The organism is Zoogloea sp. (assembly GCF_044344315.1).
Classification (GTDB): Bacteria; Pseudomonadota; Gammaproteobacteria; order Burkholderiales; family Rhodocyclaceae; genus Zoogloea.
In genome coordinates this window covers 1-19,148 of record NZ_JBIJDC010000039.1, presented here as the reverse complement: position 1 = coordinate 19,148, position 19,148 = coordinate 1, and the positions used below count along the sequence as shown (strand labels likewise).

12 protein-coding genes are annotated in these 19,148 nt (G+C 62.1%); 3 read left to right on the top strand and 9 right to left on the bottom strand.

Annotated features, from left to right (window positions below):
- Positions 1 to 26: 26 nt before the first annotated feature.
- Entirely contained in the window at positions 27 to 7,373 is a 7,347-nt protein-coding gene (locus ACIQ09_RS10520) for a hypothetical protein (protein ID WP_398308959.1), read from the bottom strand.
- 156 nt (positions 7,374 to 7,529) lie between these two features.
- Here ACIQ09_RS10520 and ACIQ09_RS10515 point away from each other — a divergent pair, with 156 nt between their 5' ends.
- Together ACIQ09_RS10515 and ACIQ09_RS10510 are read left to right on the top strand one after the other, a co-directional pair.
- On the top strand, positions 7,530 to 7,952 hold the full coding sequence (locus tag ACIQ09_RS10515; protein WP_398308956.1) for a 4Fe-4S binding protein: 423 nt from the start codon (positions 7,530 to 7,532) through the stop codon (positions 7,950 to 7,952).
- Between the two features lie 160 nt (positions 7,953 to 8,112).
- A complete protein-coding gene (locus ACIQ09_RS10510; RefSeq protein ID WP_398308953.1) occupies positions 8,113 to 10,194 on the top strand; it encodes a methyl-accepting chemotaxis protein in 2,082 nt (693 codons plus the stop codon).
- A 20-nt stretch (positions 10,195 to 10,214) separates the two neighbouring features.
- Here the strand turns inward: ACIQ09_RS10510 and ACIQ09_RS10505 are convergent, their stop codons facing one another.
- Positions 10,215 to 12,305, bottom strand: a complete 2,091-nt coding sequence (locus tag ACIQ09_RS10505; protein ID WP_398308950.1) for a TonB-dependent siderophore receptor — start codon at positions 12,303 to 12,305, stop codon at positions 10,215 to 10,217.
- Between the two features lie 192 nt (positions 12,306 to 12,497).
- Positions 12,498 to 13,199 carry a pirin family protein gene (locus ACIQ09_RS10500; RefSeq protein ID WP_398308947.1) on the bottom strand — a complete coding sequence of 234 codons (702 nt, stop codon included), beginning with the start codon at positions 13,197 to 13,199 and terminating at the stop codon, positions 12,498 to 12,500.
- A 105-nt stretch (positions 13,200 to 13,304) separates the two neighbouring features.
- On the opposite strand from ACIQ09_RS10500, the gene ACIQ09_RS10495 reads away from it, so the two are divergent.
- Complete coding sequence (locus tag ACIQ09_RS10495; protein WP_398308944.1) at positions 13,305 to 14,288, top strand: LysR family transcriptional regulator; 984 nt, start codon at positions 13,305 to 13,307, stop codon at positions 14,286 to 14,288.
- Between the two features lie 71 nt (positions 14,289 to 14,359).
- Here ACIQ09_RS10495 and ACIQ09_RS10490 read toward each other — a convergent pair whose 3' ends face one another.
- From ACIQ09_RS10490 to ACIQ09_RS10465, 6 genes are all read right to left on the bottom strand, one after another.
- Positions 14,360 to 14,806: a MaoC family dehydratase gene (locus ACIQ09_RS10490; protein ID WP_398308941.1), complete on the bottom strand. Its 447-nt coding sequence runs from the start codon at positions 14,804 to 14,806 to the stop codon at positions 14,360 to 14,362.
- Positions 14,807 to 14,927: 121 nt separating this feature from the next.
- Positions 14,928 to 15,542, bottom strand: coding sequence for an urease accessory protein UreG (gene ureG, locus ACIQ09_RS10485; protein WP_398308938.1), 615 nt, complete (start codon positions 15,540 to 15,542; stop codon positions 14,928 to 14,930).
- 39 nt (positions 15,543 to 15,581) lie between these two features.
- Entirely contained in the window at positions 15,582 to 16,850 is a 1,269-nt protein-coding gene (locus tag ACIQ09_RS10480) for a patatin-like phospholipase family protein (protein WP_398308935.1), read from the bottom strand.
- Between the two features lie 52 nt (positions 16,851 to 16,902).
- Positions 16,903 to 17,586, bottom strand: coding sequence for an urease accessory protein UreF (locus ACIQ09_RS10475; RefSeq protein WP_398308932.1), 684 nt, complete (start codon positions 17,584 to 17,586; stop codon positions 16,903 to 16,905).
- A gap of 49 nt (positions 17,587 to 17,635) precedes the next feature.
- The gene (gene ureE, locus ACIQ09_RS10470; protein ID WP_398308929.1) at positions 17,636 to 18,112 is read right to left on the bottom strand and encodes an urease accessory protein UreE; all 477 of its coding nucleotides are present in this window, start codon (positions 18,110 to 18,112) and stop codon (positions 17,636 to 17,638) included.
- Between the two features lie 3 nt (positions 18,113 to 18,115).
- On the bottom strand, positions 18,116 to 19,148 hold a 1,033-nt coding region (locus ACIQ09_RS10465; protein ID WP_398308926.1), incomplete at its 5' end, for an urease subunit alpha.

Genomic DNA, 19,148 nt, shown 5'->3' with positions numbered 1-19,148 from the left:
CTTATCGACGCCGTGCGAGAAATCGCTCAGCAGTAAGCATCCGCGTACTTGTCGCCGCCTTTCGGCTCCCCTGCAAAGACGTATTCAATATGTTCGGTCACAGAGAGCGTGTAGAACATGCTGATCTTTGCGCTGATCGTTAGCGTTCCGGCGCCAATCATTCGGTTGCCGTCGTAGGTCATCTCGATCAGCAATGCGATGGATGCAGTGATCAGCCCTGCAACGTCCACGTTGCCACGCAGCAGCAGAAACACCCGTATCGCAGTCGCCGTGCCTTGCCCCCCCGTTACCCATGTGAAAGCCACGGCGCACCCTACCTGCGCCCATACACCACCCGATATCACACCGAACGATATGCCGAGACCAAGCCCGGCCAGCACACCAATATCCAGGGTGTATCGCATCAAGGGCGGCTTGGCCGTAGGCTGGAAGGACAGGCGCTGCATCAGATACCCACCACCGTTGAAAATCCAGATGTTGAGCGTGAAGGGCGCCATGCGTGTGCCTATCGAGAGCTCCGAGACGATCTCGAAGCGAGGCAGCACCGCGATTCCAAACAAGATGTGCAGCGACAGATCGGAGATGCCAAAAGCACCTGTTTGCACCGGCGGAAGGGCTAGATCCAGCGACGCGGCGACCCCCGATGGAATACCTCCGCGCATGAAAGGCTGGACTTGCGGGCTTCCTCTTTTTCCCGTTGCTGCCATCAGATCGGTAATAAACCGCAAGGCCTCGGCAACCTCCACTCTGTCGGGCTGTATGCGGAAATCTATCTTTCCCCGTTCGTCAAACAGAAGTTCTGTCTTGCGGAAGGTCAGCATTGTCTGGCCCGAACAATCGATCCGCCAGTCGCCAAAGATTCGCCCGCTCATCTTGCGCTCGGTGCCATCCACACCGGCCGACAGCCGCGCCTGGGAAGAAAACTTTGCGGTGTCGATGATCACCTTGACGGGCCCAATGCTCAAGAGCGGAACAGGCACACTGAACGGTACGTTAAGATCTGCTTCCATCCAGGTACGCATTGTGGCTTTGTCAAATCCATGACGGATCTGGATAGCCTTTGAATCATCAAGGTCGGGAAAGCCGACACGCTGCAGCAAACCCTTGAAGTCAATGCCGCCCATATCGGGAATGAGATCCGACACCGACAATCCCTTGAGCTTATCGGGAAGAATTTGATCTGCGATCTCGCTGCAGGGCAAGCGGAGCCCGAAGCTATCGAGCAGCTCGCCAACAGCTTTGCCTGCGGTCTCGACGGCGGCAAGCTGGTCGGCGGTTCGATTGACCAACGCCAGCGTCGGCGTCATATCCACGCCGATCTTGCTTGCCTGCCCCAGCACATAGGCGATTTCCGGCCGATTGAACCCGAGACCGCCGCTCTTCGGCGGATCCCCAAGGGCACGTAGGGCGCGTAAAGCAGTGTCGCCTTTCTGATAGACCCCATTGGCGCGCTGGGCGAGCGCAGCGAGATCTTCCCCGCCAGTAAGATCGCGCACTGACTCCTGAATCGCACCGGCAAGCTGCCGGCCGCGGGCCTCAGCTTCCGCTGTGATCTGCGCAGCCTTCGCGGATACGGAGGCCTTGATCCCCGCGATTGTTGCCGCCCCAGAGGAGATGGCCGTAATAAGGTCTTTCGTTAGCTGTTGATGAAGCCCATCAACGTCAATGGCGCTGACAAGCGCTTCGTTCAATTGATTCGCGGCATTGCCCCCGCCGCTAAGTATCTTGTTCACAAATCCGTCTACGGCGTCACAGGTCGGCGATATCTTGCCGATCAATGCTGCAAGCTCAGCCTCGACCTGGGTAATCGCCCTATCGATTTCGCTCTTGACGGCTGTCCTAGTGGTATTGAGGAAGTCTGTCAGACCTTGGGCAAACTTTTCAACTTCACCCATTACTGATTTAAGTTCTTTCTCGACATCAGCCAATTGAGTCCCCGCGACATTCGCAAGGTTGTCGATGAGATCATTGATCTGAGTCAGATCAGCGCTTGTAACATTCGGAATTAGCTGGGAATTTATCTCCTTCTCGATTAAGCTCAGGGCACTGTCAAGTTCAGTCTTGAATGCATCGAGAGAACTAATGATCGGAGATACGTCAATCAGGGGGATCAGTCCATTCGCACCATCGAAAGCCGCATCAAGGACTTTCCTCAAGGCGTCCTCTACACCCTGAATACCACTGGAGGAAAGACTGATTCTTCCCTTGATACTATCGATTCCCTTCTTTGCATTCTCGAAGGCGTCTCGAAGACCATTGACAGATTGTCCGACACTACCCTTCTCGATCTTACTGGCTTCAACAAGAAGGGCACCGAGGGCAATATCAAGGGCCTGAAGAATTCGTCGGGCCGCCGGGGGGACATCTGACCCAACAAGATCATCCATGGCTTTTCGCAGCACCGGACGCTTATTCTCTATTTCTTTACGCAAGGAAGCAGCCGCAGCTAAGCAACTTTGATTGATGCTCGTACCAGCGCTCGTCAATTGCGCCGATACCTTGCCTGCCTCATTCGCGACCGAATTGAGGCCCTGCACGAGTGCAGCACTCGCCGAATACAGCCCGCCAGCGATCAGCGTCCTGAGCCCCTCAATATCCGGATGTGTACGGCTCTGAAATTGCTGGAGGTCCGCAATGAGGTCATTACCAAGGAGGTTCAGTCGGTCCCTCGCACCGTGAATCTCAAACTGGAGCTGTTTTTTTTCTTCAATCAACTGCGACAAGAGGTTTGTCGCCATTTCCTCTACTAAGCGGCGCACCTTTTTAATATCGCTTGGGTCTAGCTGATCTTTGACACCATCAACTTTGCCCTTCAACACCCTCAAACGATCAATCCCGGCCCCAGCCACGCCAGCGGCAGAGTCGACACGTTCGTAAATCCCCGCAGCGGTGTGTTTGAGGACGTCATCTGCGATGACCACCAGGCGATTGAGTTGGCCTTTAACCTGTTGGCGCAGGTTGGCACTCAAACCACTACAGCTAGGCTTCAATGTCGGGACTTTAATAGTCCCGACATTGAACGGAGCATTCTTGATGGCACTCGCTAACGTTTTGACGTCAATCTTCTGAAGCGCCTGAGTAATCAGAGCCGTCGCCGAACTGACCAGTGCTGTTTGATTGGTGTCACGATCCAGCTTTTCCAGTTCGCCGAGCACTTGTCCAACGCGGCGGTCGATCTCTGCACGCACGTTGGCCGCCTTTGCCGCAAGCTCACGGCCAAACCCAGCCGCCTCATTGCCCCCGTCGTCTTGGGCACTGGAACGCGCGATGGTCACGTTGCGCAATGCTGCCACCGGGCCTCCGGGCACACGACCCTGCGTGATCGCGACTGCGTCCATGGTCGGGACCAAAGCAAGGGTGAATCGCTCGAAGCCGGGCACGTGTGCAGGCTCAGGCGGCAACACGGCATCCGTAAGGTCGGCACTTTCGCTGCGGACGCGTGCGACAACCGGAGACGGAAAATCGCAGAAGTCCACATCCCGCACCGGCTTCCATGAATCCGTGTTCTCATCCTCGCCTTCGACCACAGAAGAGTAGAAATAGAGCTTTTCCGGTTCGTCGATCTCTTGCGGAAACTCCCGGCCACCCTCGCCCGCAAAAATGATGCGCACCTGTGGTTTGGGATAGATGTTTGCCGGATCATCCGGATCATTGGGGTTGGGCGCCAGGCCGATGAATCGGGTATCCCAGAGTGGAACCTGCCACCCCTCCGACCTCACATCACTGCCCCAGGCGCTGTCGACGTGGATCTTGAGGGACTTGAACTCCGCCCCAAGCACGAAGCCACATTCACGCAGGGAGGTTCCGTCCTCCGGATAGCGGCGCTGCGGTTTGAGGATCTCAATGTACTCCTCAACCTTCCTCAGGATCGCCCGCCCGAGATGCTCATCCTGACGTAGTCCAATCGGCGGGCGGTTATAGAACTGAGCCGGAGGCACCACCGTGCGTTCATAAACGATAACGTGCTTGGCCGGGTGCCACAGGCAGGCAATACGGCCAATACGCTGAAGCCTGTAGCGTTGAACTCGCCCCTGGGCGGTATCGCTTTCCACGATCGACTTGCGGTTGTCGAAGAGCGCACGCTGCGAACCGTAGCCCCCTAGCGCACTCAGATGCACGCCACGTGCGCTACCGCCCTCGGATGAATGAGGTCGGCCATACACGCTCATCAGGATATTGGCGCTTTCGAACGCCCAGGACAGGCCCCCGGGAAAGGAATCCTCATCCCTGTCGTTTGCTGCAAATGTCGCATCCAGGATGGACTTGTCAATCAGCCCGCCGGGGTCATCGGGCACGATGCCGGGCACGGGCCAACGCAAGGGCGTTACGGGCCCCCCCACAAGTTCATTATTCTCCAGCACCCGGCGCCTGATCTGGAACGAGACACCTTCATTGAGTTGCAGCTCGTCGTCGGGCCGGCTCCGCCAGAGCTTTTCGACGGCAATACGCCGCTTCTCGGCTTCGAGCACGGCATTGACCAATCTGAAATGCTTCTGAAGGTGCAGTTGCGGTGGCGTATCGGTCAAAGGCAGGGCAGGCTCGCCCACCGCACCGGAAATCTCGGTCAGCCATACATCGTCCACGCGGAGCCTGGCGATGAGCCCGTAAAGCAATTCCATGCGCAGATCAAGCAGCCGCACCCCCGGGCTACGCTGAAGAGCGAACCCTAGAATCCGGCGCAGGTTCCATCCGGGTTCGCGAAACCTCGTATTTGCGTAGGTGGGATCAACCTTGATGACGGTGAGAGAGCCAAAGCGCGCAGCAGCGGGCTTTGCCGGCTCAATGTCCTTTGGTCTGCCTGGCAGACCGGACCTGTTCTTTTCCATCGCCTCACCGATGACTTGCGGCGGAAGGACGAGATCGACAACCTGCCCTTCGTCGCGGATTCTCCAGGACAGTCCTCCCTCGCCAGATGCGTTCCAGACGGCGACTTCGGAACTCTCGGCTGTCGCAAGGCTCCCCAGCTTGGCGAAGTCGATCGCGGCGATGCGGAAAGGCCTCGGTTCAATCACCAGCAAGCGCTGACGACACGGCTCGGCGTCAGTGGACTGCGTTCCCCCCCCCGCTCCCACTGATCGAAGGGAAAGCCCAATGGTATGATCTTGATCGCGAGTCACTGCCTCTTCGCCGCTCAGCGTCAACGCCGCCCCGCCATCTTTTGAAGACCGAGGACCGTCAAGTGGCAGCAGCAGGGGGGCGTCGGGATCTGGCAGCTCTTCATTGGCACCAGGCAGTCGACGTTCTCGCGGGCTCGTGCGGACGGACTGCTGCGGGTCGTCCTCGCCGGCCGGCTCAACTGAAGTAATCGGCAGCTTCACCAGGGCGTCGATACTGGCGGACAATTGGTCAGGATCGGCATCGCGCTCTGAAGCCAACGGGCGAAATATGATCCGGCCCGCCGTATCGGAATTAACTTCAGCATCGAAGGCCTTCCCAAGCACGAGCTGCAGTGCCCCTATCATCACGATCGCGCCAGACGCTTGGCGTGGCTCAACCTTGTCGCCACGCGCCGAGACGGTTCCAAGATACTTCTTGATTTCCAGCCCTAGCCGCACTCCAGGCACGACGGACGCAGGATCCTCCTTGGTGATCAGAGGTTGAAACGCCGGCCTCGCCGTAGGTTCGAAACCACCGGACATATTGTTCTTCTGGGCATGGAGATCAACCATGTACCGTGGGTAAGCCCGATCAGTTGTTTCAAGCCGCGCAAATGTGGCCTCTGCAGACAAGGATCCAACATTCACCCCCGGAGTAGTGGAAACTCCCGCCCACATATTGAAGCGCATCCTGGGCTCAAACGTCGTCAGCCAGACCTGAAGCCGTCTCTTGACATCAAGCACTCCAAGGACGCCTGGCGCGCCATCAATTACAGCACCAACAACGTGCCATGGCACACCGACATTCGAAACTTCAAGCTCCGGCAGCAAACTGATTGGGCGCCCGTCACGAGCAATCTTGAGGCCGTCATGGACCGTTTTGATGCACCCGTTCAAGGCTTCGAAAGCAGCGCCGGTTATTGCATTATCTTGGTCTGTCACCCCATCGCCAGTGTGCAGCCGCGCCGTTAGAATTGTTCTTGACGACCGTAGGTCACGGAGATCCAAGACTATATCGTCGCGTCTCTGTTCTTCAGCAAACAAGACGAGCGTGTCTTGAAGTGCTTTCTCCACCCCACTCGGAACAACTGCTGCGACGACGGGGTGCTTCAAGAACATATTGCTAAACCCATACACCCATAGCTCGAAACGCCAGCCAATCTTGACAATATCATTGTCTGTTGCACCGTTCGTCTTAAGTCCCAGCGCACGAAAGCCAAATTCACGACGGACGTAAATCAGCCTTTCTGAAAATTGAAGTGCAGCCAGAGCAGGAACGTGATTGACACTATCTTGCGTACCCCAACGATCGACCTTATAGCGTGCAGTGCTGCTCTCTCTGGCTAACTCGAGAAGGTCGAAGCCGATAAGCTCAACCGGATTAGATCGCCACCGAGGCCCACCGAGTATGTTCGGCGCCAAACTGCAGGATAAACTCATCTTGTCGAAGCGCAGTCCTCGTCGAGGCTCTGGCTTTCCCTCACCGTCGGTAAGCCAGAGGCTCTTATCTTTTTCGCCGCAAACGCCAATATCCAGCAGCATGCGCGCATCAAATCTATCGGGTGCGACGTCGGCTTTGTAACCTTTCAAGTTGTGACCATTGATCGCAACCTTGATCTCAAGGTGTGCCGAGAACGCTGCAAGTGCCCCTTGACGGCTGGGATCAGTGAAATCCGGGAAGAGGATGAGACGTGACCCGGTGTGACGCTCCGTCTTCGGTATGCCGGCTTCGAACGAATGTGGTTGCGTGTCGGGATCATTCGGGTCTAGGACGCGCGCGCAGTCAAAAGCAGCAAATGGGCTTTTTTCCGAGCTCCAGGCGTCGTGCGCGAAGAAGAAGACTCTTTCAACGTCCCGTAGCGGAATTGCAGTTTGTCGCCTGCTGAGCTTTAATCCAGTCGAGGCACCGATGTTTACTTTCAGGTCGGTGTCCAGATACTTCTTCTTGAACCCAAGCTCGCCTAATCCGTCACGATCAGTCTTTGTCAAACGTCCATTGGGCGAGTCTTTTATCTTCTCAAGAACGTCCAACCCAATAAAAATTGCTGATTTCGGGTCGAGACTAATCGAATAATTCGGGATTAGATCCCTAAGGACACTCAGTGGGTAGCACGCGTAGCGCCAATCCTCACCATCGTTCCACTCCTTTGTCGATCCATCGCCCAGTTTTTGCTTCCATGCATCCATGGTGCCGATGACTACCGCCTGCGGGTCGCCGGTGTGCGGACCCGGCGCCATGCGGATGGCGATGAGAGCAACTCTTAGTTGATTGTCCATTCTCCACTCCCATGGAAGCACACAAGGTGTGGAGTACGCGCCGCATGCGACACGGCGAAATCCACAACGACCACCGAGAATCAGCTACCTGCGCAAGGCTTTCCAAGCAGCATAGTTATTGGCATGAAGAATTCCAAACCAATAGTGATGAAACATATGTTAAATACTACCCCGCCCCCCCAGTGGGCCGAGAAAGGCGTGGAGGTGGAACCCTTCAAGACCGCCATCACCGTGGGCTTCGACCGCAGCGCACCCTTCGTAGCCTATGCGCTGATCCTGCTGGTGCTGGGCGGCCTGTACTACAAGTTCTTCTGCCGCTACCTGTGCCCCCTGGGCGCCGCCATGGCTCTGGGCGGCAAGCTGCGCGTCCTCGACTGGCTGCCCCGCCGCAGCGAGTGCGGCCAACCCTGCCAGACCTGCCGCCACCGCTGCGCCTATGACGCCATCGAGAAAAGTGGCGCGATCCGTTACGAGCGCTGCTTCCAGTGCCTCGACTGCGTCGGCATCTACCACGACCCCGGCCGCTGTGCGCCAATCATGCTGATGCACAAGAAAGACAAAGCCCGAAACGCAAGCTGAGAGGGCTCGCCCTCGTGGGGTCAAATCCGTTCTCCATACTGTGGCAAGGGGAATTTCCGCTACACCCATCAAGAACTGATCTTCCCGGCCGACATATAAGGGAATTCTCATTTTCCTTGGGGTGGCTGGCCACGGGCCGACGCCGCCCTTGGAGGCCAGCATGCGCAACAATCAGCCTGTGTCAGGCATCGAACGTCAACTCGATGCCTCAGTGACCATCATTTCCCACACCGATGCATCTGGCCGCATCACCTTCGTCAATGAAGATTTCATTGACGCCAGTGGCTTCAGCCATGATGAGCTGATCGGCCAACCCCACAACATGGTGCGTCACCCGGACATGCCAGCCGAGGCATTCCGCGATCTGTGGGACACCCTGAAGCACGGCCGCCCCTGGTCCGGCCTGGTCAAGAACCGCTGCAAGAACGGCGACCACTACTGGGTGCGCGCCTCGGTGACCCCCAAGCCTGAAGGCGGTTACATGTCGGTGCGGGTAATACCGACCCGCGCCGAAACCCTTGCTGCAGAAGCACTCTACAAGACCTTCCGCAGCAACCCGGCCTTGCGCATGCATGAGGGAAAGGTGGTTCGGGGCGGCCTTGGCGGGCTGCGCGACAAGGTGCTGGCACGAATCGACGACACCCGCATCGGGCGACGCCTGCTGGCCATCATGGTCATCGTGATGATCCTGCTGGTCGGTGCCCTGGCCGACAGTCAGCGCTCAGGGCGCGCCGTGGAGGCGGAGTACCGCGCCCACATCGCCGGCGACGTGGCCCAGCGGGTGGCCTACTACAAGCTCTACGCCCAGGGCCTGCAGATGGGACAGGCGCTGCGCAATGTCATGCTGGACCCGGCCAACCCGAAGGCCTACGACAACTACAGCCGGGCCTCGGACGCTTTCGAGAAGGCCTTGCTTGTCGCCAGAAACCTGGATGACGAAGGCCTGCGCTCGGGGCTGCCGGAACGCATCCGCAAACTGCGCGACGAACAGCGCGCCCACCATGAGCGTGTTTTCAGCTTGATCAAGGAAGGCCAGGGCGACACCGCCAGGCAGGTGCTCAACAAGGATGAAACGCCAAAATGGCGCGAGATCCGCGACCTGCTGCTAAAGGAGATCGACCGCCTCGACGAGGCCTCCCCCGCACTGCTGGACAGCCTCAACGCCCAGTCGGATGCTGCCCTCACGCGAAGCCTGGCGCTCGGCCTGGGTGCGGTGCTGCTGGGCGCGCTGCTGGCCACGCTGTTGCTGTCACGCATTGCGCGGCAGGCGGCCCGGGCCGAAGCGATGGCTGCCGCCGTGGCGGGTGGCAACCTGAGCCAGATCATTGAGCCCGGCGGGCATGATGAACTCGGCGCGATCCTCACGCACGTGGCCCTGCTGCGCAACCGCATGCACGAGGCCATCAGCCTCATCCAGCAGAGTGCGCGGGCCCTGAACACGTCCAGCCGCCAGCTCAGCGAGGCCAGTGAGGCCACCGTCGAGGCGACCCGCAGCCAGTCAATCACCCTCGCGGACATCGCCACCACTGTGGACGGGTTGTCCAACTCCACCATCACCATGAGCGAACAGGCCCGCGATGCCATGCAGGCCAACCGCATTTCCGCGGATACCACCCGCAACAGCGCCGCCATCAGCCAGACGGCGGCCGCCTCGATCAATGATGCGGCGCGCACCATGGCAGGCACCGAACAGCGCATTGGCGAGCTTGCCGGCATGTCGGGCGAGATCGGCCGGGTGGTCCAGGTGATCCGCGAGATCGCCGACCAGACCAATCTGCTGGCCCTCAACGCCGCCATCGAAGCCGCCCGGGCGGGCGAACAGGGGCGCGGCTTTGCCGTGGTGGCGGACGAAGTGCGCAAGCTGGCGGAACGCACCGGCAACTCGACCCAGGAGATCGCCACCATGATCCAGCGCATCCAGAGCCTGAGCGCGGCCGTGTCCGGCGAAGTGGCCACCAGCAGCAAGGATGTGGCCGACGGCGCCCGAAGCGCCCTGGAGGCGGGTCAGATTGCAGCCTCCGTGGAATCGACGGTGGCCCAGGCCGGGCAGGCCATGCAATGCATCGAGGACGCCCTGGCCAACAATAGCCGGGCCGCCCGGGAGATCGCAACGCAGATGGAAAACGTGGCCCGCAACGCCGAGGCCGACGCCGAAATGGCCCGGCGTTCCGCCGAGGAGGCCCGTCAGGTGGGCATCCTGGCTGGCCGCCTGGGCGAGCTCGCCTCCCAGTTCAAGGCCTGAGCGCCCCGGCCATCCGCCGCTCAGTAACGGGCCCGCAGGGTCAGCACCACGTTTCGCGGATCGCCGTAGAAGTTGTAGGTATTGGTGCCGCCCAGCCGGGTGTAGTAGTCGCTGTCGAAGACATTGTTGACGTCCAGGGTCGCCGACCAGTTGCGGTCGATGGCGTAGCCCACCTGCAGCTTGTACACCGTGTAGGCGTTCTGGGTACGGGCCGCCACCGTGGAGGTGGCTGCCCCGCTGGCACTCGTCCCCTGCCCCTGGAGGCCGAACCCGACGCTGAAGCCGCGCAAGGGGCCGCTGTCGGCAAAGCGGTAGCGGGACCACAGCTTGAGCAGTTCCTTCGGATACCAGAAGCTCACCGGCAGACCGGTGCTGGTGCCATTATTCACCCAGTGTGTGTCCATCCAGGTGTAGCCGGCGGAGACGTCCCAGCGGGGCATGATCTGCCCCACCAGCTCCAGCTCGCGGCCCTTGCTCTCCAGCTCACCGGCAGTGGTGAAATAGCCCGGATTGGCCGTATCGGCCAGGGCCCGGTTGGTGTCGCGGATGTTGAACACCGAGGCATTGACGGACAGGCGGTCATCCAGCAACCCGGCCTTGGCACCGATCTCGTACTGACGCCCGACCCGCGGATCGAGGACGCTGTTGTCCACCCGCTTCTGGGTCTGGGGTACAAAGATGTCGGCGTAGCTGGCGTACAGGGTGAGTTGGCGACTCACGTCCCAGGTGAGACCCGCGTAGGGCGTGAACTCGCCCTCAGCCCGCGCGCCACGCGCCCAGGCGGTGGGTGTGGGGTTGGGTGCCGTAGTGCGGGACTTGTAGGTGTAGTCCGAGAAGCGGGCGCCCAGGATGAGCTTCAGCGGGTCGGCCAGATTGAGTGTCAGGCGGCCATACAGACCGGTCTGGGTGGTTACGCCGTGGCTGCCGGTGCGATAAGTCACCTGAGGCTCCGGCACAGCCGGCGGGTCGGCGAGGAGCACGTTGGTGTAGGTCAGACTGGAACTGCCCGGCGAGTTCGGATTGGCACCCCGGCCGCGGCTGTCGAAGCTGCTGAAGTTGGCCCCGACCAACACGGTGTGCTCGCGTCCGAGCAGGCTGAAAGGACCACCGGCGTAGGCATCCACAGCCTCATGCACGTAGTCATAGACAAACTCCCGGCGGGCATAGCTGGCAATCACGTTGGTCGCCGGGTTGACGCCGGCGTTGGCATAGCCGTCCTTGAAGAACTGGCTCTGATCACGCCTCTGCAGCTTCAGGGTGGCAGTCCACCGATCACCGAAGCGATGGCTCAAGTCGGCGCCGATGTCGGTGGTGTCCCACTCGATGCGGTTCCAGTCCGGGTACGGATTGAAGGACCGGGGCACCGACAGCTGGCGTCCATCGGTGTAGGTCGGCAGCCCGGAAAACCCGGTCGAGTCATTGGTGAGATTGGCCAGGAAGAGATTGAGGGTGGTCGCCGGGGAGAAGTCATAGTCCACGGTCAGATAGCCCAGCCACTTGCGGTCATGGACGCGATTGAAGACGTAATCCCGGTCCACCACCGACAGCACGCCCCGGGCCCGCAGGCTGCGGGACTCATTGACGACCGCGCTCACGTCAGCCTCAAGTCGGTTGTTGTTCCAGGTACCCGTGGAGGCCAGCGCCGATGCGGCGAACGCATCCTTCGGGCGCTTGCGCACAAAGTTGACTGCCCCCGAGAAGGAGCCTGACCCCTGGAGCAGGCCCGCCGGGCCACGCATCACTTCAACGCGTTCGTACAGGGCCAGGTCGAACTGCTGATAGCCGGATAGCGGCAGGGTGGACGGCAGACCGTCCTGCTGGACTTCGAGGGCGCCACCCCGGGAATGGAACTGGCCCTGGGTGATGTCGTTGGCAACAGCCTGCACACCGGTGATCTGGGACAGGGCATCCCAGGGGGTGACCATGTTCTGGTCGTCCATCTGCTGGCGGGTCAGCACCGATACCGAGTTGGGAATCTCCCGGGGCGACTGGGGGAGCTTGCCGGCCACGGTGGCCTTCTCGGCCCGGTAGGCAGGCTCCCTCGCCGCCTCGACCAGCACTTCGGGCAAGGTCTGTGTGGCGCTGGGCGCCCCCTCCGTTGGGGAAGCCATCGTGCCTCCGGAATAAATGGCACCGATCAGAACGGCAAGTCGCAGCGGAGTATGCATGTCGAAAGTCTCTGGAAACGCAATCTGGATGGCAGGGCCGGCAACAGCCGCCGGCCCTGCGGAAGGCGCGATTCTAGAAACTTGTCCGGCAGCGGGTTTGCGGCCTATTGCCGCAGCGGCCGGACGCCACGCCGCTCAAGGCGCCAGATCGAAGACCAGAACCTCGGCATCGTGTCCGCCCGCCAGGCTCAGCACAGGCTCGTTGGCCAGCAGCAGTGCATCCCCCGCCTGCAAAGGCTGGCCATTGACGGTGAGGGCACCACGCACCAGATACACATAGGCCTTGCGGGCTGGGTCGAGTGCCAGGTGGGCGGACTCGTCCCCATCGAACAGGCCGGCGTAGAGGGTCGCATCGGCGTGCAGGGTCACTGCGCCGTCTGCGCCATCGGGGGCGGCCACCCGGCGCAGGCGGCCACGCTTCTCGGCCACCGGGAACGACTTTTGCTCATAACCCGGGGCAAGGCCCACCTGGCGAGGTTCGATCCAGATCTGCAGGAAGTGGGTGGTGGCGTCGGCCGCGTGGTTGAACTCGCTGTGCCGCACACCGGTGCCGGCGCTCATGCGCTGCACCTCTCCCGGCAGGATCGCCGTGCCGTTGCCCATGCTGTCCTTATGGGCCAGGGCACCGGACAACACATAGCTGATGATCTCCATGTCCCGGTGCCCATGGGTGCCGAAGCCGCTGCCCGGAGCGATGCGGTCCTCGTTGATGACCAGCAGGTTGCCCCAGCCCATGTGGGCAGGATCGTGGTAACCGGCGAATGAGAAGCTGTGACGGCTGAGCAGCCAGCCATGGTCGGCAAGGCCACGGTCTTCGGATCTACGCAGGGTAAGCATGGTGTGACCTCCTGTAATGAAGCCCAGTGTAGCGTCAGGGTCGGACCCGAAGATCCAGGGGCTTTGATGGCATCATTCAATCAATCTGAACGAAAGCGGTCGGTAATGTCGAAATTTCGTCTATCACCCCGGGATGTGCTCACCCCCGATGCCCTCGCCATGCTCCAGCGCATTGCCGAGGCGGGCAGCTTCGCCGCAGCAGCCCGGACGGCAGGGATGGTGCCCAGCGCCCTCACCTACCGGGTCCGGCAGATCGAGGATGCACTGGATGTGCTGCTGTTTGACCGCAGTTCGCGCCACGCCCGGCTGACACCGGCAGGGGCGGAACTGCTGCGGGAGGGAACGCGCCTGCTGTGCGAGCTGGACGCGGTGGCCAACCGGGTGAAGCGTGTCGCCACAGGCTGGGAAGCAGAATTCACCTTGGCCGTGGATGGCGTGATCAATCGGACAACCGTGTTCGAATTGTGCGAAGCCTTTCTCGCCCTCGAACCGCCGACACGCCTGCGCCTGCGCGACGGGATCCTGTCGGGGACCCTGGAAGCCCTGACCTCCGGGCAGGCCGATCTGGCCCTCGGCGTGGTCACCGAGACGGCGATGCCGGAAAACGTTGAATTCCTGCCCCTCGGCAATCAGCGCTTCATCTTCACCGTGGCGCCCCACCACCCCCTGGCCAGCGCCGCCGCGCCACTGGACGATGCCACCATCGGTCGCTACCGGGCCGTTGCCGTCGCCGACTCGGCCACCCGGGGCGGCGGCCTGACCATCGGCCTGCTGGGTGGCCAGGACGTATTCACCGTACCGGGGCTGGCGGAGAAGCTGGAGGCACAACTGCGGGGCATCGGCGTGGGCTTTCTGCCCGAATGCCTGGCACGCCCCTACATCGACACCGGCCGCCTGGTCGCTCCACCGGTCGCCCGCCAGGAACGCATCGCCCATATCCGCTACGCCTGGCGCAAATCCCCCACCCCACCGGGCAAGGCTCTGGCCTGGTGGCAGGCCCGCCTGGCTGATCCGGTGACAAGGGTGGCGCTGCTGGAACGCCGATCCGCCCCCGGCGCACCGAAGGAGCCCATTCACGAAGCGGGATGAGCATGCAGGCCCCAAAAAACAAGGGGCCGATACGCATATCGGCCCCCGGGGTCAGACGATGTCGAAGACGCTCAGCGCTTCGGCACCATGATCTCCGCTTCGCCTTCCAGCACAACCTTGCCCTTCACCGTACACACGGTGTCGAACTTGGCCTTGCGCTTCTCGGGTACGAGTTCCTTGATGGTGCAGCGGGCCACCACGGTGTCACCGATCTTGACCGGGGCCTTGAACTTCAGGGTCTGGGACAGGTAGATGGAGCCCGGCCCGGGGAACTTGGTGCCGAACACCGTGGAGATGAAGCCGGCAGACAGCATGCCGTGGGCGATGCGGCCACCGAACATGCTGGCGGCGGCCAGCTCTTCGTTGACGTGCACGGGGTTGAAGTCGCCAGTGACGCCGGCAAAGGCCAGGATGTCGGCCTCGGTCACGGTGCGGGCATAGACGCCGCTCTGGCCCACGGCCAGATCCTCGAACTTGGCGCCGTAGAATTCTTCGAAATCGTTGGTCTGCTCACTCATTGCTATTCCCTTTGCGTGTTATTGATCGTTGGAAAGCCCGCGTCCCGCGTCGAAACGCTGTCGGCACATGACGCTTCTGCAGCATACCGCAAAGCCGTGACGGCTTTGAGATGGCAAACGCTCAGGCGTCCACCAGCAGACCCTGCTTCTCGATGAAGGCGATGATCTCGGCCAGACCCTGGTTGGTCTTGAGGTTGCTGAAGATGAAGGGGCGCTCGCCACGCATCTTCTTCGCGTCCCGGTCCATCACCTCCAGGGAGGCGCCGACCAGCGGCGCCAGGTCGATCTTGTTGATCACAAGAAGGTCGCTCTTGGTGATGCCGGGCCCGCCCTTGCGCGGGATCTTGTCGCCGGCGGACACGTCGATCACGTAGATCGTCAGGTCGGACAGCTCGGGCGAAAAGGTGGCCGCCAGGTTGTCGCCACCGGATTCCACAAAGATCAGTTCGACTTCGGGGAACAGGCGGATCAGCCGGTCCACCGCCTCCAGGTTGATGGAGGCATCCTCGCGGATGGCGGTGTGGGGGCAGCCGCCGGTCTCGACGCCGATGATGCGCTCAGGGGTCAGGGCCTCGTTGCGCACCAGGAACTGGGCGTCCTCGGCGGTGTAGATGTCATTGGTGACCACGCACAGGTCGTACTTGTCGCGCAGGGCCTGGCACAGGGCCAGGGTCAGGGCGGTCTTGCCGGATCCGACAGGGCCGCCGATACCGACGCGGAGAGGTTGGCCTTTCATGGAGCTTCCTTATGGGTCTTGTAGTTGGGTATGTGGCGCTCAGGCGGTGGCCAGCTGTCGCCATTGGCGGGCCAGCGCGGGGTCATCGAGCAGACCGGCGAGGGCGGCGGGTTCGGGCCAGTCGGGGTCCCGATAGATCTCGCACTTCTGCTTCATGCTCTGATGGGGCCGCACCAGCTCATGGGCCGACGCCGCCTTATGGGCCGCACGGATTCCTTCGGCAATCAGCGCATCAATGAAGGCCGGGTCGCGGTTGAGCTTGGAGGCGTAATTGAGCGGATAGTCCGCCAGGGGCCCCTCCTCCCGGGAACCGAGGCGGATGAAATTCACCGTCACCGGCTTGTAGGCGGCAAGAGACCTGGGCAGATCGGGCAGATCGCCGAGTTCCTCGGCAATACGGTTTATCCGGTCGATGGCGCGCAGCTCCTGGCCCAGGGACAGATTGCCGGCCAGTTCATTGCGCCGGTCGGCCTGATCATCCGGACTCAGGGGGCCGGCATCCCCCCCTTCATAGCGGTTGGGGTTGATCTGCACCACCCACAACAGATCGGGCTTGCAATCACGGCTGCGCCCGTCAAAGAAATCATTGATCGGCGGGTTCTGGGAGTACAGACCGTCCCAGAACACCCGTGCGCCACTCCCGGAGCCCTTGTCTTCCTGCACGCTCAAGGGTGTGGCAATAAAGAGTTCGGGAATACAGGCACTGGCCAGCAATTCATCCAGGCGCAAGCCAAAGGCGGGCTGGTCGGGAAAGGTGCGGAAGGCCGTCTGGGGCTCGTTGCCCGGATTAACGACGTCCACAGCTCCCACGAAGAGATCAACGCCCTTGCGCCCGAAGAAATGGTCGGCCTGATCCGGCAGGCCCACCACGGCACGCATGTCATCCTTCATCCGCCCCTGAACCAGCGACGAGGCAAATGCCGACGGCGGCAGACTCACCGCCGGTAGCCAGCGCTGCAGCCCCAGCGCCCACTGGGTCGCCGCATTGGTGAAGTACTCTCCCCACCAGATCGGCAGCTTGTCCCGGGTGTCGAGGCTCGCCTTGTTGCGGTTCCAGTAACGCAGCACCCGGCGGGCACCTTCGGCCCAGCTCCCGTCTGGCGCCTCGCTCCACGCCATCGCAGCGGTGATCGCCCCGCCGGAGGTGCCGGAGAGGCCCACCAGCCTGAACCAGCGGCCCTCCTCGCCAATTGTGCGAAAGTGCTCGAAGGACAGGAACAGATAGGCTAGCACCCCCGCCGTAAAGGCCGTATGGGCGCCACCGCCCTGGCAGGCGATGGCAAGGCGCGGCACATCGGTGCTTGTCACGGATGCCTTTCCGGGCTTTCTCCCGGATGTTTTCTGAGTCGGCTTGGGCATGTCAGGAACGGAAGAGTCGTGAATACTGGGTTTCGTGGCGGGCGCTGGCAATGGCCAGCCCGGGCTGAAAATTGGACCAGGCTTCGGGAGCGCGCGTGCGCGCATCGGCAACCCGCGCCGGCACGGCCGCGGCCAGGGCCGAGAGCAGGCGCTGTCCCGCCGCCTGGCCCAGGGGCACGGCCTTCACCGCGGCCATCACCTGGTTCTCTATCCAGGCCCAGGCATAACCGGTGAGGGCCGCCTCGGGCTCAATCTCCCAGGCCACCGCCACCGCCGCCCACACCGTCAGAAAGGCAGGCTCCTCGATGGCCTTGATGCGTGCCACCCAGCCGGGCAGGCCGGTGAAGGCCGGCAGATCCACCAGCAGGCGGACCAGGGAATAGCCCATCTGGACCGTCTCGGCACGCAGCTCGGAGGTCTCGCGGCTGGCCAGGCACCGGGCGTTGAGATCGAGTACGGCAGCCTCGTCGCCCTTCTGCCAGGCCTCCATCAGGCACGCCAGCAGAGGCAGCTCATAGCCTCCGAAGGCGCCCGCCAGCGCGTCACCGATCCACTCGCCCACCTGGGCCTCGGTCTTCACCGCGCCGGTATCGACCACCCACTCCAGCCCCTGGGAATAGGTGTAGGCCCCCACCGGCAGGGCCGGGCTGACCAGCTGCATCAGGCGGATCAGGGGCAGGCTCATGGCACCCGCCCCCGCATTGGTGGGGCGCACGGCCGGCAGGCTTCCGCTTTCATTTGTACTGGTGAATCTTCGCTTCGGTTGCCCCCCGCTCCGCATGGTGATGACCATGGGCGTAGGCACCGGCTTCGGGTTCGAAGGGTGCCGACAGATCATGCACATCAGCGCCCAGGCCGATGAGCATGGTCTTCAGCACATGATCGGTCTGGATGCGCAGCCAGCCGTCCCCCACCTGCACCGCCACATGGCGGTTGCCCAGGTGATAGGCCACCCGGGCCAGGGCAAAGGCGTCGGCGCAGCGCGCCTCGAGCAGGTCTTCAGGCGCCGCCACCACCTCGACCACCCGCCCGTCCTGGGCCTGCAGCCGGTCGCCGCCGCGCAGGATGGTGCCCCGGGGAAGAAACAAACCCACCTCCTCCCCCTCCGCCAGCTGCGTGCGCAGGCGGCTCTTGGTACGGGCATCAAAGTTGAGTTCGAGACGCGCCGCAGGCGCGGCATCGCCGTTGTAGAGGGTTTCGATCAGGAGCATGGTTCAGAACAGGAAATATCGTTGGGCCATCGGCAGCACGCTGGCCGGTTCGCAGGTGAGGACTTCGCCCGCGGCGCGGACCTCGTAGGTCTCCGGGTCGACGCTGATCTCGCCCTGCCAGTCGTTCAGGATCATGGATGACTTGGTGACGCCGCGGATGTTGCGCACGGCTTCGAGGGGTTTGAGGAGGTTCAGTTCGTCCAGGTTGCCACTGGACAGGGCGGCCTGGGAGACGAAGGTGAGCGAGGTCTTGAGGCCGCCGGCGAAGGCGCCGAACATGGGCTTGTAGTGCACCGGCTGGGGCGTGGGGATGGAGGCGTTGGCGTCGCCCATGGCGGCGGCGGCGATCATGCCGCCCTTGAGGATCAGGCTGGGCTTGACGCCGAAGAAGGCGGGCTTCCAGATCACCAGGTCGGCCAGCTTGCCCGGCTCGATGGAGCCGACCACGTGGCTGATGCCGTGGGTGATGGCCGGGTTGATGGTGTATTTGGCGATGTAGCGGCGGGCGCGGAAGTTGTCGCTGCGGGCCGTGTCGCCGGGCAGCGCACCGCGCTGGACCTTCATCTTGTGGGCGGTCTGCCAGGTGCGGATGATCACCTCACCCACCCGGCCCATGGCCTGGGAGTCGGACGAGAACATGGACAGGGCACCGATGTCGTGGAGGATGTCCTCGGCGGCGATGGTCTCGCGGCGGATGCGGCTCTCGGCGAAGGCCACGTCCTCGGCGATGGCCGGGTCCAGGTGGTGGCACACCATCAGCATGTCCAGGTGCTCGTCGATGGTGTTGATGGTGTAGGGCCGGGTCGGGTTGGTGGAGCTGGGCAACACGTTGGACAGCCCGGCCAGCTTGACGATGTCCGGCGCGTGGCCGCCGCCTGCGCCTTCGGTGTGGAAGGTGTGGATGCTGCGGCCCTTGAAGGCCGCGGCGGTGGTTTCCACAAAGCCGGATTCGTTGAGGGTGTCCGAGTGGATGGCCACCTGGATGTCCATCTCCTCGGCCACGCTCAGGCAGTTGTCGATGGCGGCCGGGGTGGTG